Here is a 25,198-nt window from a genome sequence, read left to right as displayed (position 1 = left end):
GCGCTCAGGCGGCGAGCGACTGCTCGGCGCGTACGGCGGTGGCTTCGGCCCGGGCGATCGGGCCGGTCGGGAGCGCGGCGACCAGGGCGCCGACGCCGACCGCCGCCCCGGCGAAGACGAACGCCCACGGCACGCCGCCGGCGTGGTCGACGATCAGCCCGGCGATCGACCCGCCGGCGGCGCTGGCCGCCACCGACATGGTGACCACCCAGGTGTACGCCTCGTTCAGCATGCCGGCCGGGGCGATCCGCCCGACCAGGGTGTTCTCCAGGGTGAGCGCGGGGGCGATGGCGGCGCCGCCGAGCACCAGCGCGACGCCGAGCGCCGCCGGGTCGGGGATCACCGCGAAGACGGCGAGGCTGGCCGCGACGGTGGCGAGCAGCCAGGCGAACTGGCGGGTCATGTTGGCGGCCGGCTTGCGCACGCCGAACCAGAAACCGCCGACGGCGCTGCCGATGCCCCAGACGGCGAGCAGCACGCCGGCCAGGCTCTCCGGGTCGGCGGTGCCGGTGTTCGCGGCGAAGGCCGGGACGATCACGCCGGAGGCGCCGAACGCGATGCCGAGGCTGGCCACGCAGACCAGCAGCGCGGGGAAGCCGCCGACCCGCAGCGGGCCGAGGCCGCGCGCGTGGTGCTCCCGGGGGTGCGGGCGCCAGCCGCGCATGACCCGGCCGAGGGCGACCGTGCCGGTGCCGACCAGGGTGACCACGGCGGCGCCGACCAGCGCGGCGGACGCGTCGGCGAGCAGCACGAACCCGGCCACCAGCAGCGGCCCGAGCACGAAGACGACCTCGAAGAGGGAGGTCTCGGCGGCGAGCGCGGTGTTGCGCAGGTGCGCCCGGCCGGTGGCCGGTGCGGTGAGGTCGTTCCAGGCGCCCCGGATCGCGGCGGTGAGCGGCGGGTAGGTGGCGCCGGCGACGCCGGCGGCCAGGTAGATCACGGCGAGGTTGCCGGCACCGGAGCGGCTGGCGGCGAGCAGCCCGAGCAGGGCGAGCGGGTGGGCCAGCGCGGTGGCCAGCAGCACCGGCGTGGGTCCGACCCGGTCGGCGATCCGGCCGGCGACCGGGCTGAGCGCGGCGCCGGCGAGCGCGTAGATGCCACCGGCGACGGCGGCCAGGGAGTAGCGGCCGGTGACCTGCTCGACGACGAGCAGCAGCGCCAGCGGGGTCATGCCGATCCCGAGCCGGCCGACGATGCCGAGGATCAGCAGCATCGGCGCGCCGGGGATCCGCCAGACGCCCAGGTACTGGCGCAGTGCGGCCACGGTCGAACCTCCGGGTGGTAATGAGTGGGAGACGTTTCGACCCTAACGGCGCGACCTGACCGGGGGAAACGCATTGTGCCCGGACACACCACCGCGCCCGCGTCGTGGGACGCGGGCGCGGTGCGGAGTGCGGCGGGTCAGCGCTGGAACTGCACCGGCCCGGAGTTGCGGGCCATCTGCTCCAGGCGGGCCACCCGCTGCTCCATCGGCGGGTGGGTGGCGAACATCGCGGCGATGCCGCCGCCCCGCTTGAACGGGTTGTCGATCATCAGGTGGGCGGTGCTGGTGAGCTGGCCCTGCGGCGCCAGCGGGCGGCTCTGCGTACCCATGTGGATCTTCCGGAGGGCGCTGGCCAGGGCGAGCGGGTCGCGGCTCAGCTCGGCGCCGGACGCGTCGGCCTGGTATTCGCGGCTGCGGCTGATCGCCAGCTGGATCACGGTCGCCGCGATCGGGCCGAGGATCAGGGTGAGCAGCAGCACGGCCGGGTTCGGGGCGTCCTCGTCGTCGGAGGAGCCGAGCGGGATGAACCAGGCGATGTTGGCCAACATGGTGATGATGCCGGCCAGGCCCGCCGCCACGCTGGAGATCAGGATGTCCCGGTTGTAGACGTGGGACAGCTCGTGCCCGATCACACCGCGCAGCTCCCGGTAGTCGAGGATCTCCACGATCCCCTGGGTGACGCAGACCGCCGCGTGCTCCGGGTTGCGGCCGGTGGCGAACGCGTTGGGCTGCGCCGTCGGGCTCACGTAGAGCCGGGGCATCGGCTTGCCGGCCTGGGTGGAGAGCTCCCGCACCATCCGGTACAGCTCGGGGAACTGGGCCTCGCTGACCGGTTGCGCCCGCATCGAGCGCAGGGCGAGCTTGTCGGAGTAGAAGTAGGTCACGCCGTTCATCAGCAACGAGACGACGACGGCGATGACGAGACCGCCGCTACCGCCGAACCAGTAGCCGACCGCGAGGATCAGCGAGGTCAACAGGCCGAGCAGCGCTGCGGTCTTCAGACGGTTGTGATGCACGATCGCTCCTTCGGTGCGCGGGCCCACGCGGGGGACCCGCTGACCGGTTCAACACACCGGTACCCGTCAACCATCCGGCTCATGGCTGAAAGTTGGCTGGGGATCGCTGTGTGCCCGCTGAACCAACCGCCCACCCGGGCACGAACCGCCTCAGCGCGCCGCGACGTCCAGCACGAGCTGCGGTGCGACACCGATCACCACGGCCGCCACGGTCGCCACGCCGAGCGCCACCAGCACCAGGCGCGCCGGACGGAGCGGGGCGGCGGCCGGGCCGGGCGTGGCGTAGACCGACGCGGCCACCCGCAGGTAGTAGGCCAGGCCGAGCACCGCGTTCAACGCCACCACCAGGGCCAGCCAGCCGGCGTGCCCGGCCAGCAGCGACCGCACCACCGTCACCTTCGCGAACAGCCCGGCCAGCCCCGGCGGCAGGCCGGCCAGCCCGATCAGCGCCAGCGCGAACGCGCCGCCCACCCACGGGTGCCGGCGGGCCGCGCCGCGCAGGTCGGCCAGCGTGCCGCCGTCGCCGTCCGCCGGCCGCAACGCCACCACCGCGGCGAACGCGGCCAGCTCCAGCAGCACGAAGAAGACGGTGTACGCGACCGCCGCCGCGTAGGCCCCGGCCCGGGCGTCGGGGGTGCGCCCGGCGGCCAGCGCCAGCGCGCCCAGCGGGGCCAGGATGTAGCCCGCCTGCGCCACCGACGACCAGGCCAGCAACCGCACGGTACGCCGCTGCCGCAGCGCCACCAGGTTGCCCACGGTCATGGTCAGCACCGCCAGCACCGCCAGCACCGGACCGGTCACCTCGCCCGGCAGCGACCGCTGCACCACCGCCAGCAGCGCCACCACGCCGCCCAGCTTCGAGGCGGTCGACAGGTAGGCGGCCACCGGCAGCGGCGCGCCGTCGTAGGTGGCCGGCGCCCAGGCGTGGAACGGCACCGCGGCGACCTTGAACGCCAGCCCGGCCACCACCAGCGCCACCGCGACCGCGGTCAGCGGCAGGTCGGTCAGGTCGTTGCGGGCGGCCAGCGTGGCGCCGAGCCGGTCCAGGTGCAGCGTGCCGGTCACCGCGTAGAGCAGCGCCGCGCCGAGCAGTGTCACCGTGGTGGCGACCACGCTGACCACGAAGAACGTCACCGCCGCCTCGGCGCCGGCCAGGCTGCCCCGCCGCAGCCCGACCAGCACGTAGAGCGGCAGGGTCAGCGTCTCCAGCGCCACGACGAGGGTGATCAGGTCGCCGGCCGCGCCGAGCACCACGCCGCCGGTCATCGCGCAGGCGAGCAGGAAGCAGTATTCGCCGGTCGGGGTACGCCCGGCGCGCAGCAGCGGGCCGGAGATGGCCAGCACACCGAGGGTGAGCAGGGCGACCACCACCGCCACCAGGGCGGCCCGGCCGTTCCACACCCAGGAGCAGTCCGCCGCGACACAGAACGTGCGGCGGTCGCCGGCAGCGCCGACGAGCCCGGCACCCGTCGCCGTGCCGGCCGCGCCGAGCGACGCCACGGCGACCGTGACGGCGGGGCGTGCCACCAGCAGGTCGACGAGGAGCACCAGCACGGCCGTGCCGGCGGCCAGGTACGCCGGCAGCAGCGCCACGTTGTCGACGCTCTGCACCAGGCTCATGGGACGACCCCCAGCAGGGCCTCCACCGGGCCGGAGGCGTAGGAGAGGACCAGCGCGGGCGCCAGGCCGACCGCGAGGGCGAGCAGCACCAGCGGCGCCCAGGCGGTCAGTTCCGCGCCGGCCAGGCCGGGCGTGAGGCCGGCCACCGCCGGGCTGGGCCGGCCGTGGGTGACCCGGCGCAGCAGCCGGAGGAAGTACGCGGCGGTCAGCGCCCCGCCCAGCGCCGCCAGCACGGCCAGCGTCAGCCACAGCGGGCCGCCCCGCCGCACGGCCGCCACCACCGCGAACGCCTCACCCCAGAAGCCGGCCAGCCCGGGCAGCCCCAGCGAGGCGACCGCCGCGAAGCCGAGCAGCCCGGCCAGCCGGGGCGCGGTCTCCCGCAGCCCGGACAGCTCGGCCAGCGCGCCGGTGTGCGTCCGGTCCTTGACCGCGCCGGCCAGGAAGAACAGCAGGCCGGTGATGACCCCGTGGGCGATGTTGCCGATCAACGCGGCCTGGAGCCCGGTGGCGGTGAGCGTGGCCACGCCGAGCAGCACGAAGCCCATGTGGCCCACGCTGGAGTAGGCGATCAGCCGTTTCAGGTCGTCCTGCGCCAGGCAGACCAGGCCGCCGACCAGAATGGCCGCCACGGCGAGCACGCCGAGCGCCGGCGACGCCCAGCGGGCGCCCTCCGGCGCCACCCCGACGGCGACCCGGATCAGCCCGTACGTGCCCATCTTGAGCAGCACCCCGGCGAGGATCACGCTGCCGACGGTGGGCGCCTGGGTGTGCGCGTCGGGCAGCCACGAGTGCAGCGGCCAGAGCGGGCTCTTCACCGCGAACGCCAGCGCCAGCAGCGTGAACGCGGCGAACTGGGTGCCCCGGGACAGGCCGACGCCGCCGGTCAACGCGACCAGGTCGGCGGTGCCCGCCTCGGCCACCACCACGTAGACGCCGACCAGCAGCAGCACCGAGCCGAACAGCGTGTAGAGCGCGAACTTGCGCGCCGCGCGCCGCCGGTCGTCCCCGCCCCAGCCGGCGATGATCGCGTACATGGGCAGGAGGACGACCTCGAAGAAGAGGAAGAAGAGCACCAGGTCGAGCGCGAGGAACGTGCCGAGGATGCCCACCTCGACCACCAGCAGCAGCGCCACCAGGGCCCGCCCGCTGCCGCCGCCGGCCGGCACCCGCCACAGCGTGTACGCGCAGCACAGCAGCGTGAGCAGCGCGGTCAGCACCACCAGCGGCCAGGAGATGCCGTCCACCCCGAGGTGGAAACGCAGGTCGAGCCCGGGCACCCACGGCAGGTCGAGCCGGTGCCAGGGCTGCACGGCCGGGCGCGGCCCGTACCCGAACCAGCCGTGCTCGCCACCGACCAGCGGCAGCGTCGCCAGCAGCGTCAGCGCGGCGGCGACGGTGCCGACCAGCCGGCCGGCCCGGTCCCCGGGCACGGCCGCGGTCGCGATCGCGCCCAGCGCCGGGACCGCGAGCACCGCGACCAGCAGGACCTGCCCGAACGTCATGAGGTGACTCCGATCAGGGCGACCGCCAGGCCGATCAGCAGCGCGCCGGCCAGCACGCCGGCCGCCGCGCGCGGCAACGCCGCCCGGTGCAGCGCGGCCAGCCCGCCGCCCAGCTCCACCGCCGCCCGGCCGCTCCCCTCGACCAGGCCGTCCACGCCCAGCTCGTCGCCGGTCCGCACGGCCCGCGCCAGCGCGCCGGTCGGGCGTACGACGAGGGCGTGCTGGACGTCGTCGAGCCGGAACGCCCGGGCGAACACCGGCCGCAGCGGGCCCAGGAAGCGGGCCGGGTCGGCGGCCGGGTCGCGGCGCCAGCCGGCCCAGGCGACGCCCGCGCCGACCAGCAGCAGCAGGAACGGCAGGATCAGGTTCGGCGCGAGGTGGACCAGCTCCACCGCCTCGCCGGTGGCCTCGTCGGCCGGCACCCGCAGGCGGTCGGCGAACCAGGGCAGGAAGGCGGCCAGGCCGAGCAGCGCGGCCGGGACCGCGAGCAGCAGCACCGGCAGGCGCAGTGACGCCGGCGGGTCGTGCGGCCGGACCAGCGGCATCCGGGTGGCGCCGAAGAAGGTGCGCAGCAGCAGGCGGGTCGCGTACCAGGCGGTGACCGCGACACCGAGCAGCCCGGCCAGCCAGACCAGCCAGCCCACCCAGGGCGCGGTCGGGCCGGCCCCGTCCAGCGCGGCGGCCTCGGCGGCGGCGAGCACGCCGTCCTTGCTCCAGAAGCCGGACAGCGGCGGCACCCCGGCCAACGCGCCGAGGCCGACCACCATGCACCAGAACGTGACCGGCATGCCGGCCCGCAGGCCACCCATCCGGGACATCAGCGTGGTGCCCACGGCGTGGATCACCGCGCCGGCGGCGAGGAACAGCAGCGCCTTGAACGCGGCGTGGGTGAGCAGATGGAACAGCGCGGCGGCCGGCGCGCCGACCGCCAGCGCGCCGGTCATGTAGCCGATCTGGGAGACCGTCGACCAGGCGAGCACCCGCTTGATGTCGTCCTGGGCGGTGGCGGCGAACGCGCCGAGCAGGATGGTCACCGACGCCATCACGCCCAGCACGGCGAGCGCGGCCGGGGCCCGCTCGAACAGCGGGAACAGCCGGGCCACCGCGTACACCCCGGCGGCGACCATGGTGGCGGCGTGGATCAGCGCGGAGACCGGCGTCGGGCCGGCCATCGCGTCGGGCAGCCAGGTGTGCAACGGGAACTGGGCGCTCTTGCCCGCCACGCCGGCGAGCAGCAGCAGGCAGGCGGCGGTCAGCGTGCCGGCGCCGTAGTCGTGGGCCAGCACGTCGGCGATCCGGAAGCTGCCCGCGCTTACCCCGAGCAGCGCGATGCCGAGCAGGAAGCCGACGTCACCCACCCGGGTGACCAGGAACGCCTTGACCGCCGCGCCGGGCGCCTCGGGCAGCCGCCGGTCGTGGGCGATGAGCAGGTACGAGCAGATGCCCATCACCTCCCAGCCGACCAGCAGCATGATCAGGTCACCGGACACCACCACGGTGAGCATGGCGGCGGTGAAGAGGCTGAGCTGCGCCGCGTACGGCGGGTAGCGGTGGTCGACGTCGACGTCGTCGTGCGGGCCGCGCCGCAGGTAGCCGGTCGAGTAGACCTGCACCGCCAGCGCCACCGCGGCGACGGCGGTGGCGACCAGCACCGCCACGCCGTCCAGCCGCAGGCCCAGCGTGACCCGCAGGCCGCCCAGGTCGACCCAGGTGGTGGCCGCCTCGACCGGCCCGTCCACCCGGACCAGCAGCACCAGCGCGGCCAGCAGGGCCACCGCCGCGCCGGCCACGCCCAGCGCGACGGCCGACCGGCGGGCCGGCGCCCGGTCCCCGCTCGACGCGGGCGGCAGCAGCAGCCCGACCAGGCCGGCGACCAGCGGCGCGCCCGGCAGCGCCGCCGCGAGCCACAGCGTCGACGTGCTCATCGGCGCACCTCGTCCGGCACACCCGCGGGTCGCCCCTGGCGCACCTCGTCCGGCACGGCCGGCGCCCGCTCGCCGAGCGGGACGTCGTCGACCGTGACGCTGGCCCGCAGCCGGTAGAGCTGGAGCACGATGGCCAGCCCGACACCGATCTCGGCGGCGGCGAGCACGATGACGAACAGCGCGAACACCTGCCCGGAGTGCGGCAGCGCCGCCCGGACCGTGGTGTCGGCGGTGACCAGGACCAGGTTGACCGCGTTGAGCATCAACTCCACCGCCATCAGCACCAGCACCGCGTTGCGCCGGCGCAGCACGCCGTAGACGCCGAGGCCGAACAGGAGCGCGGCGGTGACGTACGGGATGACCGGCCTCACCGGCGCCCGCCCTCGTCGGCGGCCACGGCGGGCGGGCCCGTCGGTCCGGACGGCGCGGCCGCCACGGTCTGTTCGGTGCCGTCGGACGCGGCGGGCGGGCCCGGCGGGCCCACCGGGCCGCTGCCGGCGGCCGGCGCCACGGTCGGGCCGGACGGAGACGGGCGGCCGATGTCCGGCCGGGAGAGCACGATCGCGCCGACCAGCGCGGCGAGCAGCAGCACCGAGAGCACCTCGAACGGCAGCACCCAGGAGCGGAACACCTGCTCGCCGAGGCGCTCGGCGGTGCCTGCGGCGGGCAGTTCCACCCGGGACCAGCGGAACGCGTCGACCAGCAGCACGGCCAGGCCGAGACCGCTGCCGGCGCCGACCAGCGCGGCCGGCCAGCCGGGCCGGTCCAGGTCGTCGGAGGGGCCGATCGGGGCGCGGGTCAGCATCACCGCGAACAGCAGCAGCACCACCACCGCGCCCACGTAGATCAGCACCTGCACCCAGGCCACCAGCTCGGCGGTGAGCACCAGGTAGTCGCCGGCCAGCGCGCCCAGGCAGACCACCAGCCACAACCCGGCCCGGACCAGGTGCCGGGTGGCCACCACCAGCGCGCCCGCGCCCACCGCGACCGCGCCGAGGGCGAGCAGCAGCACGTCCGCGCCGGTCACGAGGCCGCGCCTCCGCCCGGCTCGTCGGCCTCGGGGCGTACCCGGGTCGGGGCCGGACGGGCGGGCGGGCCGGCGGCCTTGCGGGCGGCGGTGGTCTCCTCCTTCGAGGGGTCACCGAGCGGGTCGTGGGCCGGCGGTGGGGGCACGGTGGCCATCCACTCGCCCAGGTGGTCCTTGTCGTGCAGCAGGTCCTTGATGTCGTACTCGGCGTACTCGAACTCGGGCGACCAGTAGAGCGCGTCGAACGGGCAGACCTCGATGCAGATGCCGCAGTACATGCAGAGCGAGAAGTCGATGTCGAACTTGTCGAGCACGTTGCGCTGGCGGGGGCGGGCGGCGCCGGGCACCGCCACCTCCTCCTTGTGCGAGTCGATGTAGATGCACCAGTCCGGGCACTCGCGGGCGCAGAGCATGCAGACCGTGCAGTTCTCCTCCAGCAGCGCGATCACGCCGCGGGAGCGGGGCGGCAACTCGGGGGCCACGTCCGGGTACTGCTGAGTGGTCGAGCGGCGGGTCATCGTCTTCAACGTGACCGCCAGCCCCTTCACCAGCCCGGCGCCGGGCACTCCACCGTGCTCGCTCATGCCGCCCATCCTGCCCTGTGGCCCGTGCGCGCGCGACCACCCCCCGACTCTTGGCGGACGATCAACCGGGTGTGAGCGGGGGCAGCATCTCCACGCCCAGCTGCTGGAGCACCTGGAACAGCTCGTTCACGCTCCACACGTCCACGATCCGGCCGGCGCCGTCGAAACGCAGGAACGTCGCGCCGGAATAGCTGACCACCCGGCCGGTCGGCGGCACCGGGCCGAACTGCCCGGCCTGCGTGCCGGCGGCCCGCCAGTGCACCGCGACCCGTCCGCCGCCGGCCACCACCTCGACGATCTTGTAGCGCAGGTCGGGGAAGGACGCCCGCCGGTCCCGGTGCCAGGCGAGCGTCGCCTCCGGCCCGGTGCCGCCCAGCCCGGGGCAGTCCGGGGCCACCAGTTCGTACGCGCTCTCCTCGCGGCCGGCGTTCCACACGTCGGCGATGAAGCGTCGGGCCGCCGCCTCCACATCGGTCACGGCCGGCAGCCTATGCCCCTGCCTGGCCCGCTCGGCCTGCCGGGACCGGCCGGAGCGACCATGATGGGGGCGGAAGTCAACTCGGGAGGTGGGCGTGGCCGGCAGCAACGACGAGGTTCTCGACCGGACCGGCGGCAAGTACGTGGAACCGGGCGGCGAGTTCACCCGCGACCAGCGCTACATCGCCACCCGGATCACCGCCGACGCGCGGGACGGCTGGCCGGTGGAGCCGGGCCGCTACCGGCTGGCGGTCAGCCGGGCGTGCCCGTGGGCGAACCGGCTGATCATCGTCCGGCGCCTGCTCGGCCTGGAGGACGCCATCTCGATGGCCGTGGCCGGGCCCACCCACGACAAGCGGAGCTGGACGTTCGACCTGGACCCGGGCGGCCGGGACCCGGTGCTCGGCATCGAGCGGCTCGCCGACGCCTACTTCGCCCGCTTCCCCGGCTACGAGCGGGGTATCACGGTGCCGGCGCTGGTGGACGTGCCCACCGGGCAGGTGGTGACCAACGACTACGCGCAGATGAGCCTGGACCTGTCGACCGAATGGACGGCCCACCACCGGCCCGGGGCGCCGCAGCTCTACCCGGAGCCGCTGCGCGCCGAGATCGACGAGGTCAACGCGAAGGTCTTCGCCGACGTGAACAACGGCGTCTACCGGTGCGGATTCGCCGGCAGCCAGGAGGCGTACGAGCGGGCGTACCACCGGCTCTTCGACCGGTTGGACTGGTTGAGCGAGCGGCTGGCCGGGCAGCGCTACCTGGTCGGCGACACGATCACCGAGGCGGACGTGCGGCTGTTCACCACGCTGGTCCGCTTCGACCCGGTCTACCACGGGCACTTCAAGTGCAACCGGCAGAAGCTGAGCGAGATGCCGGTGCTGTGGGCGTACGCGCGGGACCTGTTCCAGACCCCGGGCTTCGGCGACACGATCGACTTCGACCACATCAAGCGGCACTACTACGAGGTCCACCGCGACATCAACCCGACCGGCATCGTGCCGCTCGGCCCCGACCTGAGCAACTGGCTCACCCCGCACGACCGGGAGGACCTGGGCGGCCGCCCCTTCGGCGACGGCACCCCACCCCCGCCCCCCACCCCCGACGAGCGCGTGGACCCCGCGCACACCCCGCTGCCCTGACCCCTCTCCCCTCGTCGATCTTGCACTTCGGGCCCCCGGTTCGCGCTTTTCGCACCTTTCGCCGGGGCCGGAAGCGCAAGATCGACGAGGAGGGGTGAGGGGGTTACAGGGCGAGGCGGACGGCGGCGGTGAGGACCAGCTGGGCCAGGGCCAGGGGGACCAGGACCAGCCAGCAGAGGCGCTGGAGCTGGTCCTCGCGCAGCCGCGGGTAGCTCACCCGGAGCCAGATGATCACGAAGGCGACCGCGAACACCTTCAGCAGCGTCCACAGCCAGCCGAGCTGGGCGTCCGCGAACGGGCCCTGCCAGCCGCCGAGGAAGAGCACCGTGGTCAGCGCCGCGATCACCACGATGCCGACGTACTCGGCCAGCAGGAAGAACGCGAAGCGCAGGCCGGTGTACTCGGTCATGTAGCCGAAGACCAGCTCGGAGTCGGCCACCGGCATGTCGAACGGCGGGCGGCGGATCTCGGCCAGCCCGGCGACGAAGAAGATCACCATGGCCGGCGCCTGCCAGAGCAGCCACCAGGGATGCCACGCCTCCACGATGCCGGGCAGGCTGAGCGTGCCCGCCGCCATCGCCACCGAGGCGGCGGCCAGCACCAGCGGCAGCTCGTAGCCGAGCAGCTGGGCGGCGCCGCGCAACCCGCCGAGCAGGCTGTACTTGTTGGCCGACGCCCAGGCGGACATGAGCACCGCGAGCACGCCGATGCCCACCACCGCGAGCACGAAGAACAGGCCGATGTCCAGCGGCTGGGCGACCAGGTCACCCGGCCCGAGCGGGATGACCAGCAGGGCGAGCAGGTACGGCACCAGGGCCACCGCCGGCGCGAGCCGGAACACCGGCCGGTCCGCCTCGCGCGGGGTGACGTCCTCCTTCTGCACGAACTTGATCCCGTCGGCCACCAGCTGCGCCCAGCCGTGGAAACCGCCGGCGTACATCGGGCCGAGCCGGCCCTGCATGTGGGCCATCACCTTGTGCTCGGCCTGCCCGACGATCAGCGGCAGGGTGAGGAACGCGACCAGCACGCCCACCACCCGCAGGACCAGCTCCAACCAGTCGGGCATCAGGACTCCCCCGCCGCGTCGGGCCGCGGTTCCTGGCGGGGCGGCCCGGTCGGCCGCTCCCCGGGCACGGGAGGCCCGAGCGGCTCCGGCTCACCGGTCTCCGCCTCGGGCGCGGGGCGCGCGGGACGTCCACCGGGGGCCGGGCGCGCCGGACGTTCCCGGGCCGGGCGGGCCGGCGTACCGCCGCGCGGGCCCTCGCCCGCCCCGGCCGCGCCGGCCGGGGTGGGCGTCGTTCCCCACTCCCCCGGCGCCGGTACGCCCGGCGGCCGGACCGGTCGCCGCCCGCCACCGGCCTCCGACTCGCCCGGTTCCTTGGCGCCGGGCCACGGCTTGGCCACCCGGGACGCGAGCACGAACTCCTTGCGCAGCGGGTGCCCCTCGAACTCCGGCGGCAGCAGCAGCGGTCGCAGCTCGGCGTGCCCGGCGAAGTCGATGCCGAACATCTCGTGGGTCTCCCGCTCGTGCCAGTCGGCGCCGGGGAAGACGTCGACCACGGACGCCACGACCGGCGCCGCGCGGGGCACCCGGGTGCGCAGCAGCAGACCGTGCCGGTGCCGCACCGACCAGAGGTGCACGACCACGTCGAAGCCGTCGGCCAGCTCGTCCACCGCCGACAGCCAGTCGAGGAAGTCGAACTCCAGCTCGGCGTCGTCGCGCGCCGCGCGCACCGCGTCGGCCCAGCTCGCCGGGGGTACGTCGACGGTGGCGCGGGCGTACCCCTGACCGCCGGAGACCGACGCGGCGGCCTCCACGGGCGCGAGCAGCGCGACCACCCGCCGGCCGACCTCTTCCGGAGTCATGCGCTGATCCTATGGCCGGCGGCCGCGGGCCGGGTCGGGCCGCCCGGCCCGGATCGTCGCTTTGCCGGGCGGACCGGCGCACGGCGGGGAAAGATGAGGACCGTGCGCGCTGTGACTGTGACCCCGGGTGTCCCGGACTCGCTCCGACTGACCGACGAGTGGCCCGAGCCGGAGCCCGAGGAGGGCGCGATCCTGGTCGAGGCGCTGGCGGTCGGCGTCTGCGGCACCGACCACGAGATCATCGCCGGGGAGTACGGCGAGGCGCCCCCGGGACAGGAGCGGCTCGTGCTCGGGCACGAGTCGCTGGGCCGGGTGCTGGAGGACCCGACCGGCACGCTGCACCCGGGCGACCTGGTGGCCGGCGTGGTCCGCCACCCCGACCCGGTGCCGTGCGCGAACTGCGCGATGGACGAGTGGGACATGTGCCGCAACGGTCAGTACACCGAGCACGGCATCAAGGGGCTGCCCGGGTTCGCCCGGGACCGCTGGCGGTTGCAGCCCAAGTTCGCCGTCGGCCTGAACGAGGCGCTCGCGTCGGTGGGCATGCTGCTGGAGCCGACCAGCGTGGTGGCGAAGGCGTGGGACCACATCGAGCGGATCGGCCGCCGGGCCGAGTGGAAGCCGAAGACCGCGCTGATCACGGGCGCCGGGCCGATCGGGCTGCTGGCCGCGCTGCTGGCCAGCCAGCGGGAGTTGTCCGTGCACGTGCTGGACCGCAACACCACCGGCCCGAAGCCGGACCTGGTTCGCGCGCTCGGCGCCACCTACCACAGCTCGACCGTGGCCGAGCTGGACCTGCAACCGGACGTGGTGGTCGAGTGCACCGGCGCGCCGCCGGTGGTGCTGGACGCGATGTGCAAGGCCGCGCCCACCGGCATCGTCTGCCTGACCGGCGTCTCCAGCGGCGGCCGGACCATCGACTTCGACGCGGGCGCCCTGAACCGGGAGCTGGTGCTGGAGAACAACGTGGTCTTCGGTTCGGTCAACGCCGGCCGCCGGCACTGGGACCTGGCCGCCCAGGCGCTCGCCCGGGCCGACCAGTCGTGGCTGAACTCGCTGATCACCCGCCGGGTGCCGGTCTCGGCGTACCGGGAGGCGTACGCCTCGACGGGCGAGGACATCAAGGTGGTGCTGGACTTCGCGCAGTGAGGCGGGGCGGGTGCCCGCTCAGATGCCGGGCAGCCGGCCGTTGCGGAACAGGTCCACGAAGAGCTGGTGGTCCTCGCGGGCCCGGATCCCGTACCGGTGGGCGAAGTCGACCAGGTAGTCGACGAATCCGTCGGCGTCCGCGTCCACCGCCGCGACGATCGAGTCCTCGGTCGAGTAGTCGACCAGGTCATGGCTGGACTCGTCGTCGGCCACCGAGTGCATCCGGGCCACCGCCCGACCCAGGTCGGTGAGCACCCCGCCCAGCTCCTCCGGCTCGTTGACGTCGGCCCAGTCGAGGTCCGCCGCGTACGGGGAGACCTCGGCGACGAGCTGCCCGGCGCCGTCCAGTTCGGTGAACCCCAGCCACGGGTCGGCGTGCGCCTGCAACGCCCGCTGCGACTCCGCGGTGCGGTGCCCCTGGTGCCGGAAGTACGACCGGACCCGCTCGTCGTCGATGTGCCGCGCCACGGCCGGCACCTGGGCCTGCTTCATGTAGATGACGACGTCGTTCTCCAGCGCCTGCGTGTGCCCCTCCAGCAGGAGGTTGTACGAGGGCAGCCCGGCCGAGCCGATGCCGACCCCCTTGCGCAGCACCACGTCCTTGATGGTGGTGGCCACCGGGCGCAGCCGGGAGGTCGACTCCGGCAGCGTGCCCAGGTAGTCCTCGAACGCGGCGCAGACCTTCTCCCGGGTCGCGGCGTCGATCTCGTACACGCCGTCGCCGAGGGAGAAGCGGCGCTCGTAGTTGTCGATCGTGGTCTGCGCGGCGAGCAGGTCCACCCGGGTGTTCAGCCGGGCCTGCTGGAGCACCCGGCGCAGCACGCCGTCCGCGTTCTCCAGCGTGATCGAGCCGATCGCGTCGTCCCCACCGGCGGAGATGGCCCGCAACTCGGCCAGGTAGGAGCGGGCGAAGCCGGTCACCAGCTCGCCGATCACCCGGTCGGAGAGCGCCTTGGCGTAACCGAGCAGCGCCACGCTCGCGGCCAGGCGCTTGAGGTCCCACGTGAACGGCCCGACGTACGCCTCGTCGAAGTCGTTGACGTTGAACACGAGCTGCCCGGAGGCGTTCATGTAGGTGCCGAAGTTCTCCGCGTGCAGGTCGCCGTGGATCCACACCCGGCTGGTCCGGTCGTCGAGGAACCGCTCGCTGGCGAAGTCGCCGAGCTGGTCGGCGTAGAAGAGCGAGGCGCTGCCCCGGTAGAAGGCGAACGGTGAGGCGGCCATCTTGCGGAACTTCCGGCGGAACGCCGCCGGGTCGATCGCCATGGACGCGCCGAACTCCTCGGTCAGCACGTCGACGATGAAGGCGGAACGCTTCTCCGCGGAGTCGGTCATGGTCCGCAGGCTAGTCCCGCTGCGCCACCCGGCGGTTCAGCCGACCGGGGGACGCACCGGGGGTGCGGTCAGCGCCTCCACCGGCCGCGGGACCGAGTCCGCCGGCGGGGCGAGCCGGTCGGGGCGGGGGACGCCGCCGACGCCGGACTCCTCGGCGGCGATCTTCTCCTGGAGGCGGAGGATGCCGTGCAGCAGCGCCTCCGGCCGCGGCGGGCAGCCGGGCACGTAGACGTCGACCGGGATGAGCTGGTCGACGCCCTTGGTCACCGAGTAGGAGTCCCAGTACGGGCCGCCGCAGTTCGAGCAGGCGCCGAACGAGATCACGTACTTCGGCTCCGGCATCTGGTCGTAGAGCCGCTTGACCGCCGGGGCCATCTTGTCGGTGACGGTGCCGCTGACCACCATGAGGTCGGCCTGCCGGGGGCCGTGGGCGAACGGGATCACGCCGAGCCGCATGAAGTCGTGCCGGCCCATGCTGGTCGCGATGAACTCGATCGCGCAGCAGGCCAGGCCGAAGTTGAACACCCAGAGCGAGTAGCGGCGGCCCCAGTTCAGCACGAACCGGATCGGCTCACCGAGCACGGCCGGCAGCTGCACGTCGGGCCTCCCTCCGCTGTCCCCGGACCGACAGTCAACCACAGCGGTCGGACCGGAAGTCGGGGCCGGCGGCGGATTGCACGCTTTGCCCCTCGGGGCGACCGGTCGGCTCCCGCGCGAGTAGGTTCCCGGCCACGTGGCCGGCCGGTCGGCCGTCCACGACACGGGGAGGAACACCATGACCGTACGCATCCGACGGCGCGCCGGCCGTCCCCGCCACCCTGACCGTCGCCCCGCCCGCGCGAGGGCCGGCTTCGTGCGGGTGAGCCGGGTCGGCTGACGCCGGGCGGCACCGGACGGCCGCCCCCGCCCTCGTCAGGTCGACCGAGCGAGGGTCGGCCACGGCCCCGCGCGCCCGGGCGTTTGCCCGCGACGGACGCCGGCCGGGGTGTGGGGCCGACGGCCCGGCCGGCGGTGCCGGCCGGGCGGTCGAGACGGTCAGTTCCCCGCGACGCCGGGGCCGGGGCCGATCCCGGTCGGGCCGAGCCACGCGGTGATCACGGTCGGGCCGGGACCGATCGGCAGCGGCACGGACGGGCCGGGGCCGATCTTCGTCGGACCGATCCACCCGGCCAACGCCGACGGACCCGGACCGATCGGCAGCGGCACGGACGGGCCGGGGCCGATCTTCGTCGGACCGATCCACCCGGCCAACGCCGACGGACCCGGACCGATCGGCAGCGGCACGGACGGGCCGGGGCCGATGGCCAGCGCGACGGAGGGGCCGGGGCCGATCGCCGCCACGGCGCCGATGCCCAGGGCCAGGCCGGCCAGGCCGGTCGCGCCAACGAGTGTGATCTTCCGGATGTCCATGTCGTGTCCTCCCGTGTCGGTCGTTCCGTTGAGGAAGACGCTACGGATGGGAAAGATCCACATAAACCACCATTAATCCATAAACGTAAATACTTACGATGGTTGTTGGGATTCCCGGAATGTGATCGCCGTCATACCGCCCGGAGTTGTCCCCGACCGGACAGTCCCCGCCGGCGTCGACGCGGCAACCCCGCAACCCGGGCCGACGTCTGGGCGTGTGACCGGTGTGACCGCGCCGGCGGCATGCTCACGGGGAGGACCAGATGACGGTGACGAGGGAGCCGCGGCTCGACGATCCGCCGCCCGAAAGGACGGCGAGGCGCCCGGACGGGCCGGAGACGGTCGACTTCGACGGCCTCTACCACGCGCATTTCCGGTCGCTGACCATCCAGCTCACCGCCTACTGCGGTGACCTGACGCAGGCGCAGGACATGGTGCAGGAGGCGTTCTGCCGGGCGTTCGCGCGCTGGTCCCGGGTGTCCCGCTACGACGACCCGGTGGCCTGGGTCCGCCGGGTGGCGTGGAACCTGGCGACCAGCCGGTGGCGGCGGTTGCGGACGGCCCAGGCGTGGCTGCACCGGCAGCGTGAGGAGCACGTGCCGGGGCCCGGCCCGGACCGCGTCGCGTTGACCGCCGCGCTGGCCGTCCTACCCACCAACCAACGCCGCGCGGTGGTGCTGCACTACCTGGCCGATCTCAGCGTCGCGCAGATCGCGGCCCAGGAGGACGTGCCGGAGGGCACCGTCAAGTCCTGGCTGCACCGGGGGCGGGCCGCGCTGGCGGCGCAACTCACCACGACGAACGAGGTGAACCATCATGACTGAGCCCGACGACATCCTGGTCGGCGGCGAGTTCGCCGAGTTCCGCGCCGCGTACGCCCCGGTGGTGCACCCGGCCGGAACCGCCGCGGTCCGGCGGACCGTGCGTCGGCGCCGCCGGCGGACCGCGGTGGTCACCGCGGCGGCCGTGGTGCTCGCCGTGGCGATTCCGGTGGGCGCGAACGCCGCCCTGGAGCGGCGGCCCGACCCGTCGCCCGCTCCCGCGCAGACCGGCACCCCGAGCCCGTCCGCGAGCACGTCACCGCCGGCGCCGACGCCGTCCGCGTCGCCGAGCACGGGCGGCCCGGCCTCGACCGCGCCGGACGGGCGGATCACCCGGTCCCAACTGCTGGCCGCCCGGCTCGACCTGCCGGCGTGGGCGCCGAGCGCGGTCTGCACGGCCGGGCCGACCCGGCTCGCCGCCAGCTACCGGAAGGAGGGCGACGTGCTCCTGGAGAAGCTCGCCCACGGGGACGTGGACGGCGACGGCGCGGTCGAGACGGTCGCCCTGCTCCGCTGCCTGATCTTCCAGCAGGGCCCGTCGCAGGTGGTGGCGCTCGACCGGGATGCCGACGGTCGGATCGTCGTGCTCGGCCAGGTCACCCGGTCCGCGAAGACGGCGCCCGGGTGGTTGCTGGACACGCAGGTCACCGACCGGGGCACGGTTCGGGTGGAGATGGCGGACCGCTCACCCGGCGGTGGCTGGTCGCTGGACTGGTCGCAGCGTCAGTGGCGCGGCTACCGCTGGTCCGGAACGCGCTTCACCCAGGTGGACGGGCCCACCTCGTTCGCCCCGAACCCGCACCTGACCGATCTGACGGTCTCCGCCGGCAACGTGGCGTGGAGCGCGCCGGACGCGGACGGCGCGCGTACCGGGACGATCGCCGTCACGGTGCGGAACCTCGGCGCGGTTCCGGCCGACCTGGTCGAGCTGCACCTGCGGATGCAGGTGGGCACGGTGGCGGACGGTGGCGACTGGTCGGCCTGCCGGGACGGGGCGCCGCCGAAGGGACCGATCGTCTGCCGGTTCGGCCCGCTCGGCCCCGGCGCGGAGCGGACCTTCCGCTTCGGACTCCGCAACACCAACAGCGCCAGCGGCACCGGCATCGCCGAGGTGTCGCCGGTCGGCACCGACGCCGACCCGCTGCTGGACCAGGACCACGAGAACAACGAGGACCGCTACACGTACCGCTGAACCACTGTCGGATCTCACCCAGAAAAGATCGCAACCGGATCGACACCCGTCGCGTGCTACGGGTGACACCGCGCGGACGAGCCGTGCGGTGACGGGGACCACGGGAGGACCTTCCAGATGAACACTCGCACCGGACGTCGACTGGCCGGCGTCGTGCTCGGCGGTGGCGCCGCGTTGCTGGCGCTCGCCGCTCCGGCGACCGCCGCGCCCACCACCGACAGCTCCGCCGCCGACATCTCGGTGGGCCGGCTGGTGCTCGAACCGACGAACCGCGGCTACCACGGCAGCCTGCCGGTCACGGTGACCAACAACGGCCCGGACGCCACCTACTTCAGCGTCTTCGTGGTCGAGCCGGTCGCCGGCTCGCTCGGCCGGCTCGACCCGGAGGAGGCGTGCGGCTTCGGCGCCCCCAAGGACAACCGGCGGACCGCCACCTGCTCGGTGCCCGGCGGCGACATCGAACCGGGCGAGAGCCGGTCGTTCTCGATCGGCTTCGACGTCCTCACCCCGACCCGGGACGTCGCGATGATCGCGAAGGGCGGGCGCATCTCGGTCAACGTGGGCGACGGCCGGAACGAGGTCGCCGACCGGGCCAGCTTCGCCGCCCGCTTCCGCTCCACCTCGGGCTCGCTGCGCAACCCGGTGCCCTACGTGCAGGACACCCAGGCCCGCGCCTCGATCACCACGGCCGGGGCGGTCACGCTGACCCGCCAGGAGGACGGCAGCTACCAGGGTCGACTGCCGGTGACCGTCGGGTGGGCCGGCGACACCGCGCACGAGTACCTGTCGGTCGAGGCGACCGGGCTGCCGGCCGGAGTGGTGATCTGGGGTACCGACCCGCAGGACGCGCCGAGCTTCTTCACCAACTTCGTGGTTCCGGGCGACCGCTTCATGACCGGTGAGCGGCGGAGCTTCGACGTGCTGCTGCGCGCCGAGCCGGAGACCACGCCGGGCGACCTCGGCACCGTCTCGTTCCAGCTCGGCACCCAGTGGTACGGCAACACCGTGACCGACGCCGACCCGGCCGACAACACCGCCTCGTTCACCGTCCGGGTGGCCGACGCGGCCTGACCGGTTCCTCGTCCGTCCGGCCGGCGCCCGTGGGTGCCGGCCGGACGTCTTCGGGTCACCAGGCCGGGCGCTGGAGCAGCCCGACGAACTCCGCCAGCAGCCGCTCCCGCACCGGCGCCGGGGCGGCGTCGAGCAGCGTGTTGACCACCGCCATCCGATCCGGCGCACCGGCGCCACCGCCCAGGCCGAGCCCTTCGGCCAGCCCGGCCACCAACTCCGGGGTGAGCGCCTCCGGGGTGAGGCCGCCGGCCAGCGCCAGCAGGTCCGGCGGCAGCGCGACCGGCCCGGCGGCGCGGGCCGCGGCGACCGCGTCGGCCAGCGCCGGGCCGAACTCGGCCACCCGTGGTGCCACCGCGGCGGTCACCGTGAGGTGCACGCTGGCCGGCAGGTCGGCGTACCGGAGCTGGGGTTGGGTGTGCCAGCCCCGCGCGGTCAGCTCGTCCACCAGCAGGAACAGGTCGAGCGTGGGGTCCTCGGCGGTGAAGCAGACCACAGTGGACTCCGGTTCCGCCATCAACCGCAGGCCGTCGACGGCGCGGACCGCGTCGGCCAGCCCGGCGACCGCGTCCCGGGTCGACGCCGCCAGCCGCAGGTAGCCGTCCTCGCCTAGATGGCGGAGCGTCGCGTACGCGGCGGCGATCGGCCCGCCGGAGCGGGTGGAGGCGATCACCGGGTTGACCATCGTGTAGCCGGGCCAGTCGGCGTACGCGAAGTACTGCGGGGAGCGCAGCGCCGCGTCCCGGTGCAGCAGCACCGACACCCCCTTCGGGGCGTACGCGTACTTGTGCAGGTCCACCGAGATCGAGGTGACCCCGGGCACGGCGAAGTCGAACGGCGGCACCGGCGCGCCGAGCCGGCGCAGCCAGGGCAGCGCCCAGCCGCCGAAGCAGGCGTCCACGTGACAGCGCACGCCGGCTTTCGCCGCGACGGCGGCGATCTCCGCGACCGGGTCGACCACGCCGTGCGCGTAGGACGGGGCGGACGCGACGACCAGCACGGTCTCCGGGCGGATCGCGGCGGCCACCGCTGCCACGTCCGGCCGCAGCGTCACCGGGTCGACCGGCACCCGGTCCAGCGCCACCCGCAGGTAGTGCGCCGCCTTGGCGAACGCGGCGTGCGCGCTGGCCGGCACCACCATCCGCGGCTCGGCGAGGTCGGGACGGGCGTCGCGGGCCGCCTTGACCGCGAGCAGCAGCGACTCGGTGCCGCCGCCGGTGACGCTGCCGACCACGTCCGGCGCGTCCGTGCCCGGGCCGCCGCCGAGCAGCCGGGCGGCGGCGGCGACCAGCGCGTTCTCCATCGCCAGCAGCGACGGGAAGGCGGTCGGATCGAGGCCGTTGACGTGCGCGCTCTCCGCGTACGCGGCCTGGGCCAGCTCGTCCAGCCCGGCCACGCCCGGGTCGTAGACGTAGGCGAAGAGCCGCCCACCGTGGGTGGGTCGGTCGCCGGCCCGCAGCGCCCGGATCTCGTCCAGCACCCGCGGCGCGGGCATTCCCTCGGCGGGCAGCGCGCCCGCACCTGCCGTGTCGGTCATCGGTCTCCGGTGTTCCTCTCGTGACGGTCCGCGGCGGCGGGTGTGACGTGGTGGCTCACGCGCGCACGGTCGGCGGGACGGCGTCGGACGCGGTGCTCAGGTGCGCGGGGGTCAGCGTGTAGCCGCGCAGCAGCACCACCGGGGCGGCGACGAGCAGGGCCGGCAGCACGGTGAAGCCGAGCAGCACGCCGAGCCGGGCGCTGCCCGGTTGGGCCGCCGCCACCCCGGTCGACGACGAGACGTAGCCGGAGATCTGGAGCACGAGGCCGTAGATGCCCGGCCCCAGGGCCAGTCCGAACGTCTCCCCGGCGGTCCACAGCCCGGTGAACACCCCGGCCTGCCGCCGCCCGGTGCGCGCGGTGTCGTAGGCGATGCAGTCCGGCAGCATGGCCAGCGCGAAGACCTGCTGGCCGGCGTACCCGACGCCGATCACCGCCACCACCGCGTACGCTCCGGCGGCCGGCAGCGCGGGCGCGGTCACCAGGGTGAGCGCGCCGGCGGCGAAGAGCAGCGACGCGGCGACCAGCGACGCCCGCTTGCCGAGCCGGGCACCGGCCCGGCTCCAGAGCGGCATGACCAGCAGCGCCGGCGCGACGAAGCAGGCGAAGAGCAGCGTCGGGCCGCTGTCCGGCGCGCGCAGCACCTGGTCGGCGAAGTACTTGACGCCGGCCAGCACGGTGGCCACCCCGGCGGACTGGATCACGAAACAGATCAGCAGCACCCGGAACGGCCGGTTGCGGCCGGCGACCGCGAGCTGGGCACGCAGGCTCGGCTCGCTCTCCCCCACCGTCGCGGCCGGCGCGGACCGGGTGCCGAGGAACGCGCCGACCGCGCCGGCCACGATCAGCGCGGCCACGAACAGGCCCATCCAGCGGTGGCCCGGCAGGCCGTCGCCGCCCGCGGCGACCACCGCCGGGGCCACCGCGCCGGAGACCAGGATGGCCAGTGCCAGCACCGCGATCCGCCAGGTCATGAGGCGGGTACGCTCCGCCGGGTCGTCGGTCAGCTCGGCCGGCATGGCCACGTAGGGCACCTGGAAGAAGGCGAACGCGGTCGCGGCGGCCAGGAAGGCGAGCGCGACGTACCCGGCGGCGGCCGGACCGTTCCCGAACGGCGCGGCGAAGATCGCGGCGAACAGCACCGCCAGGGCGAGCCCACCGCCGAGCAGGTAGGGCCGGCGGGCACCCCAGCGGGAGCGGGTCCGGTCGGAGATCCGCCCGGCCACCGGGTTGACCAGCACGTCCCACGCCTTCGGCAGGAGCACCAGCAGCGCGGCCAGCCCGGCCGCCACGCCCAGGGTGTCGGTGAGGTACGGCAGCAGGAGCAGCCCGGGCACGGTGCCGAACGCGCCGGTGGCCAGGGAGCCCAGCGCGTATCCGAGGTGCACCCGGCGGGGCAGGCCCGAAGCTGTCATGGAGCCGAATGCTACTCACGTTATGGTCGCGGTCACATCCCCTCCTCCGGCGACCAGGCGGCCGCCGCCAGGTCCACCCGGTCCCCGCGCAACGGGCAGCCCTCCGCGCGCAGCCGGGCCCGGGCCTCCCGCTCGTGACCCGGCGGGAGCCGGCCGGCCGCGTTCACCACCCGGTGCCACGGCACCCCGCCTCCGTGCCGGGCCATGATCGAGCCGACCAGCCGCGCCGACGCCCGCCCGGAGCGCTCCGCCAGCGCGTCGGCGACCGCCCCGTACGACATGGCCCGGCCCGGCGGGATCCGCTCGACCAGCGTCAGCACCGCCTCGACGTATTCGTCAGGTGTCACGAGCTGCCACGATATGGGAACGCGCCACGGTCCCGCGGAGCGCAGCGCGCAGAATGGTCGGGTGCGTGAAGCAGTCACCTCGGCCCGCCGGATCGTGGTCAAGATCGGTTCGTCCTCGCTGACCACCGCGACGGGCGGGCTGGACGACGCCCGGGTCGACGCGCTCGTCGACACGCTCGGCGCGCTCGCCACCGCCGGTCGCGAGGTCGTGCTGGTCTCCTCCGGCGCGATCGCCGCCGGTCTCGCGCCGCTGCGGCTACCCCGGCGCCCGCGCGACCTGGCCACCCAGCAGGCCGCCGCCAGCGTCGGCCAGGGCCTGCTCATCGGGCGGTACGCGACCGCGTTCGCCCGGCACGGGCACACCGTCGGGCAGGTGCTGCTGACCGTCGACGACGTGACCCGGCGGGCGCACTACCGCAACGCGTACCGGACCCTGCGCAAACTGCTCGACCTGCGGGCCGTGCCGATCGTCAACGAGAACGACACGGTGGCCACCGAGGAGATCCGGTTCGGCGACAACGACCGCCTCGCCGCGCTGGTCGCCGCGCTGGTCGACGCCGACCTGCTGGTGCTGCTCTCCGACGTGGACGCGCTCTGGACCGGCGACCCCGCCCGCGCGGGCAGCACCCGCATCACCGAGGTGCGCGGCGAGGGTGACCTGGCCGGCGTCGACGTGGGCGGGGCCGGCCGGGCCGGGGTGGGCACCGGCGGCATGGTGACCAAGGTCGAGGCGGCGCGGATCGCCACCGGCTTCGGGATCCCGGTGGTGCTCACCGCCGCGCCGCTGGCCGGGGCGGCGCTGGCCGGCGAGCCCGTCGGCACCTACTTCCACCCGAGTGCCCGGCGGCCCGCCGCCCGGCTCTTCTGGCTGGCGCACGCCACCGCGCCCCGCGGCCGGCTCCACCTCGACCCCGGCGCGGTGCAGGCCGTGGTCGGCCGGCGCAAGTCGCTGCTGCCGGCCGGGATCACCGCGGTGGACGGCGCGTTCACCGCCGGCGACCCGGTGGACCTGGTCGACACCGCCGGCGCGCCGGTGGCCCGGGGTCTGGTCAACTACGACGCGGTGGAACTGCCCGGCCTGCTCGGGCGCTCCACCTCGGAGCTGGCCGCGGCGCTCGGCCCGGCCTACGAACGTGAGGTCGTCCACCGCGACGACCTCGTTTTGCTGTAAGCAGGGGCCCCTTGTTAACGCATTCTGCATAACAAGGGGCCCCTCCTAACACCTGAGGAGCGCAGATGAGCGTCGTCGAGCAGGCCCGCCGGGCCCGGGACGCGGCGGAGGTCCTGGCCACGGCAACCCGTACGGCCAAGGACGCCGCGCTGCACGCGATGGCCGACGCGCTCGTGGCGCGTACCCCGGAGATCCTGGCGGCGAACGCGACGGACCTGGCGGCCGGGCGCGACGCCGGGTTGTCCGCGGCCGTGCTGGACCGGCTCGCCCTCGACGGGGGCCGGGTGGCCGCCATCGCCGACGCGCTGCGCGAGATGGCCGCACTGCCCGACCCGGTCGGTGAGGTGGTGCGCGGCTCGACCCTGCCGAACGGGCTGGAGCTGCGTCAGGTCCGGGTGCCGTTCGGGGTGGTCGGCATCGTCTACGAGGGCCGGCCGAACGTGACCGTCGACGCCGCCGGCATCTGCCTGAAGTCGGGCAACGCGGCGCTGCTGCGCGGCTCCTCCTCGGCGGCGCACTCCAACGCCGCCCTGGTCGAGGTGCTCCGCGACGCGGTCGCCGGCGCCGGCCTGCCGGCGGACGCGGTGCAACTGCTCGACTCCTCCTCGCGCGACTCGGTCAAGGAGCTGATGCGCGCCCGGGGCCTGGTCGACGTGCTGATCCCGCGCGGCGGCGCGTCGCTGATCCGCGCAGTGGTCGAGGAGTCGACAGTGCCGGTGATCGAGACCGGCGTGGGCAACTGCCACGTGTACGTGGACGCCGCCGCCGACCTCGACAAGGCGCTGGCGGTCACGTTGAACGCCAAGACGCAGCGGCTGTCCACCTGCAACACGGCCGAGTCGCTGCTGGTCCACCGCGCCGTCGCGGACGTCTTCCTGCCGGCCGTGCTGGCCGCCTTCGCCGAGGCCGGCGTGACCGTCCACGGCACCCCCGAGGTCGCCGCGCACTCCGCCGGGGTGGTCGCGGCGACCGACGAGGACTTCGCCACCGAATACCTCTCGGCCGACATCTCGGTCGCCGTGGTCGACTCCCTGGACGACGCGGTCGCGCACATCCGCCGGTACGGCACCGGCCACACCGAGGCCATCGTCACCGACTCGCAGCGGACGGCCCGGGAGTTCGTGGCCCGGGTGGACGCCGCCGCGGTCATGGTCAACGCGTCGACCCGCTTCACCGACGGCGGCGAGTTCGGCTTCGGCGCCGAGATCGGCATCTCGACGCAGAAGCTGCACGCCCGCGGGCCGATGGGCCTGCCGGAGCTGACCAGCACCAAGTACGTGGTCACCGGCGACGGCCACGTCCGCTGATCCACCCACGGCTCCGCGTCCGCC

Annotated in this window: 24 protein-coding genes; 7 read left to right on the top strand and 17 right to left on the bottom strand. The window is 74.6% G+C overall.

The annotated features are described in order from the left end of the window. Nucleotides 1-4 precede the first annotated feature (4 nt). The 9 genes from GA0070622_RS06190 to GA0070622_RS06150 form a co-directional block, all read right to left on the bottom strand. A complete protein-coding gene (locus GA0070622_RS06190) occupies nt 5-1,264 on the bottom strand; it encodes an MFS transporter (RefSeq protein WP_091569953.1) in 1,260 nt (419 codons plus the stop codon). Between the two features lie 137 nt (nt 1,265-1,401). Next, nucleotides 1,402-2,280, bottom strand: coding sequence for a zinc metalloprotease HtpX (gene htpX / locus GA0070622_RS06185; protein ID WP_091569949.1), 879 nt, complete (start codon nt 2,278-2,280; stop codon nt 1,402-1,404). Nucleotides 2,281-2,430: 150 nt separating this feature from the next. Next, nucleotides 2,431-3,900, bottom strand: a complete 1,470-nt coding sequence (locus GA0070622_RS06180) for an NADH-quinone oxidoreductase subunit N (protein ID WP_091569945.1) — start codon at nt 3,898-3,900, stop codon at nt 2,431-2,433. After that, entirely contained in the window at nt 3,897-5,402 is a 1,506-nt protein-coding gene (locus GA0070622_RS06175) for a complex I subunit 4 family protein (RefSeq protein ID WP_091569940.1), read from the bottom strand. Before GA0070622_RS06175 ends, GA0070622_RS06180 begins: the two co-directional genes overlap by 4 nt. Then, complete coding sequence (locus GA0070622_RS06170; protein ID WP_091569934.1) at nt 5,399-7,327, bottom strand: NADH-quinone oxidoreductase subunit 5 family protein; 1,929 nt, start codon at nt 7,325-7,327, stop codon at nt 5,399-5,401. The genes GA0070622_RS06175 and GA0070622_RS06170 overlap by 4 nt, the downstream gene beginning before the upstream one ends. After that, nucleotides 7,324-7,698 carry an NADH-quinone oxidoreductase subunit NuoK gene (gene nuoK / locus GA0070622_RS06165; RefSeq protein ID WP_091569927.1) on the bottom strand — a complete coding sequence of 125 codons (375 nt, stop codon included), beginning with the start codon at nt 7,696-7,698 and terminating at the stop codon, nt 7,324-7,326. The genes GA0070622_RS06170 and nuoK overlap by 4 nt, the downstream gene beginning before the upstream one ends. Next, complete coding sequence (locus GA0070622_RS06160) at nt 7,695-8,354, bottom strand: NADH-quinone oxidoreductase subunit J family protein (RefSeq protein ID WP_245666131.1); 660 nt, start codon at nt 8,352-8,354, stop codon at nt 7,695-7,697. Before GA0070622_RS06160 ends, nuoK begins: the two co-directional genes overlap by 4 nt. Next, nucleotides 8,351-8,938, bottom strand: coding sequence for a NuoI/complex I 23 kDa subunit family protein (locus GA0070622_RS06155; RefSeq protein WP_091569924.1), 588 nt, complete (start codon nt 8,936-8,938; stop codon nt 8,351-8,353). Before GA0070622_RS06155 ends, GA0070622_RS06160 begins: the two co-directional genes overlap by 4 nt. A gap of 61 nt (nt 8,939-8,999) precedes the next feature. Beyond that, the gene (locus GA0070622_RS06150) at nt 9,000-9,416 is read right to left on the bottom strand and encodes an ester cyclase (protein ID WP_091569921.1); all 417 of its coding nucleotides are present in this window, start codon (nt 9,414-9,416) and stop codon (nt 9,000-9,002) included. 88 nt (nt 9,417-9,504) lie between these two features. Here GA0070622_RS06150 and GA0070622_RS06145 point away from each other — a divergent pair, with 88 nt between their 5' ends. Beyond that, entirely contained in the window at nt 9,505-10,557 is a 1,053-nt protein-coding gene (locus GA0070622_RS06145) for a glutathione S-transferase family protein (RefSeq protein WP_091569918.1), read from the top strand. Between the two features lie 103 nt (nt 10,558-10,660). Here GA0070622_RS06145 and nuoH read toward each other — a convergent pair whose 3' ends face one another. Further along, nucleotides 10,661-11,623, bottom strand: coding sequence for an NADH-quinone oxidoreductase subunit NuoH (gene nuoH, locus GA0070622_RS06140; RefSeq protein ID WP_091569914.1), 963 nt, complete (start codon nt 11,621-11,623; stop codon nt 10,661-10,663). Next, nucleotides 11,623-12,423 carry an NADH-quinone oxidoreductase subunit C gene (locus GA0070622_RS06135; RefSeq protein ID WP_091569910.1) on the bottom strand — a complete coding sequence of 267 codons (801 nt, stop codon included), beginning with the start codon at nt 12,421-12,423 and terminating at the stop codon, nt 11,623-11,625. Before GA0070622_RS06135 ends, nuoH begins: the two co-directional genes overlap by 1 nt. Before the next feature lie 102 nt (nt 12,424-12,525). Here GA0070622_RS06135 and GA0070622_RS06130 point away from each other — a divergent pair, with 102 nt between their 5' ends. After that, entirely contained in the window at nt 12,526-13,572 is a 1,047-nt protein-coding gene (locus GA0070622_RS06130; RefSeq protein WP_176710426.1) for a glucose 1-dehydrogenase, read from the top strand. 18 nt (nt 13,573-13,590) lie between these two features. Here GA0070622_RS06130 and GA0070622_RS06125 read toward each other — a convergent pair whose 3' ends face one another. From GA0070622_RS06125 to GA0070622_RS06115, 3 genes are all read right to left on the bottom strand, one after another. After that, nucleotides 13,591-14,907, bottom strand: a complete 1,317-nt coding sequence (locus tag GA0070622_RS06125) for a DUF2252 domain-containing protein (protein WP_091569905.1) — start codon at nt 14,905-14,907, stop codon at nt 13,591-13,593. 36 nt (nt 14,908-14,943) lie between these two features. Then, nucleotides 14,944-15,504 (bottom strand): NADH-quinone oxidoreductase subunit B, encoded by a 561-nt coding sequence (locus tag GA0070622_RS06120; protein WP_091569900.1) that lies wholly within the window; start codon nt 15,502-15,504, stop codon nt 14,944-14,946. A 438-nt stretch (nt 15,505-15,942) separates the two neighbouring features. Then, complete coding sequence (locus tag GA0070622_RS06115; RefSeq protein WP_091569896.1) at nt 15,943-16,317, bottom strand: hypothetical protein; 375 nt, start codon at nt 16,315-16,317, stop codon at nt 15,943-15,945. Between the two features lie 263 nt (nt 16,318-16,580). Between GA0070622_RS06115 and GA0070622_RS06110 the strand changes: the two genes are divergently transcribed. From GA0070622_RS06110 to GA0070622_RS06100, 3 genes are all read left to right on the top strand, one after another. Continuing rightward, nucleotides 16,581-17,141 (top strand): SigE family RNA polymerase sigma factor, encoded by a 561-nt coding sequence (locus GA0070622_RS06110; protein WP_091569892.1) that lies wholly within the window; start codon nt 16,581-16,583, stop codon nt 17,139-17,141. Continuing rightward, the gene (locus tag GA0070622_RS06105) at nt 17,134-18,330 is read left to right on the top strand and encodes a hypothetical protein (protein ID WP_091569888.1); all 1,197 of its coding nucleotides are present in this window, start codon (nt 17,134-17,136) and stop codon (nt 18,328-18,330) included. The genes GA0070622_RS06110 and GA0070622_RS06105 overlap by 8 nt, the downstream gene beginning before the upstream one ends. Before the next feature lie 117 nt (nt 18,331-18,447). Next, entirely contained in the window at nt 18,448-19,401 is a 954-nt protein-coding gene (locus GA0070622_RS06100) for a hypothetical protein (protein WP_091569883.1), read from the top strand. 55 nt (nt 19,402-19,456) lie between these two features. On the opposite strand, the gene GA0070622_RS06095 is transcribed toward GA0070622_RS06100, so the two are convergent. Genes GA0070622_RS06095 through GA0070622_RS06085 form a run of 3 tightly spaced genes read right to left on the bottom strand, consistent with a single transcriptional unit; the run spans nt 19,457 to nt 22,696 of the window. Then, on the bottom strand, nt 19,457-20,935 hold the full coding sequence (locus tag GA0070622_RS06095) for a pyridoxal phosphate-dependent decarboxylase family protein (protein WP_091569879.1): 1,479 nt from the start codon (nt 20,933-20,935) through the stop codon (nt 19,457-19,459). 55 nt (nt 20,936-20,990) lie between these two features. Further along, nucleotides 20,991-22,349 carry an MFS transporter gene (locus GA0070622_RS06090; RefSeq protein ID WP_091569874.1) on the bottom strand — a complete coding sequence of 453 codons (1,359 nt, stop codon included), beginning with the start codon at nt 22,347-22,349 and terminating at the stop codon, nt 20,991-20,993. A 32-nt stretch (nt 22,350-22,381) separates the two neighbouring features. Beyond that, complete coding sequence (locus GA0070622_RS06085; protein ID WP_091569870.1) at nt 22,382-22,696, bottom strand: MGMT family protein; 315 nt, start codon at nt 22,694-22,696, stop codon at nt 22,382-22,384. Between the two features lie 13 nt (nt 22,697-22,709). Here GA0070622_RS06085 and proB point away from each other — a divergent pair, with 13 nt between their 5' ends. Continuing rightward, nucleotides 22,710-23,867: a glutamate 5-kinase gene (gene proB, locus GA0070622_RS06080; RefSeq protein WP_091569866.1), complete on the top strand. Its 1,158-nt coding sequence runs from the start codon at nt 22,710-22,712 to the stop codon at nt 23,865-23,867. A 65-nt stretch (nt 23,868-23,932) separates the two neighbouring features. Then, nucleotides 23,933-25,174, top strand: a complete 1,242-nt coding sequence (locus GA0070622_RS06075) for a glutamate-5-semialdehyde dehydrogenase (protein ID WP_091569861.1) — start codon at nt 23,933-23,935, stop codon at nt 25,172-25,174. Nucleotides 25,175-25,198 lie beyond the last annotated feature (24 nt).

It is taken from the genome of Micromonospora sediminicola (assembly GCF_900089585.1).
Lineage (GTDB): Bacteria > Actinomycetota > Actinomycetes > Mycobacteriales > Micromonosporaceae > Micromonospora > Micromonospora sediminicola.
The sequence above is the reverse complement of the archived record's forward strand: the minus strand, read 5'-3'. Positions and strand labels throughout refer to the sequence as shown.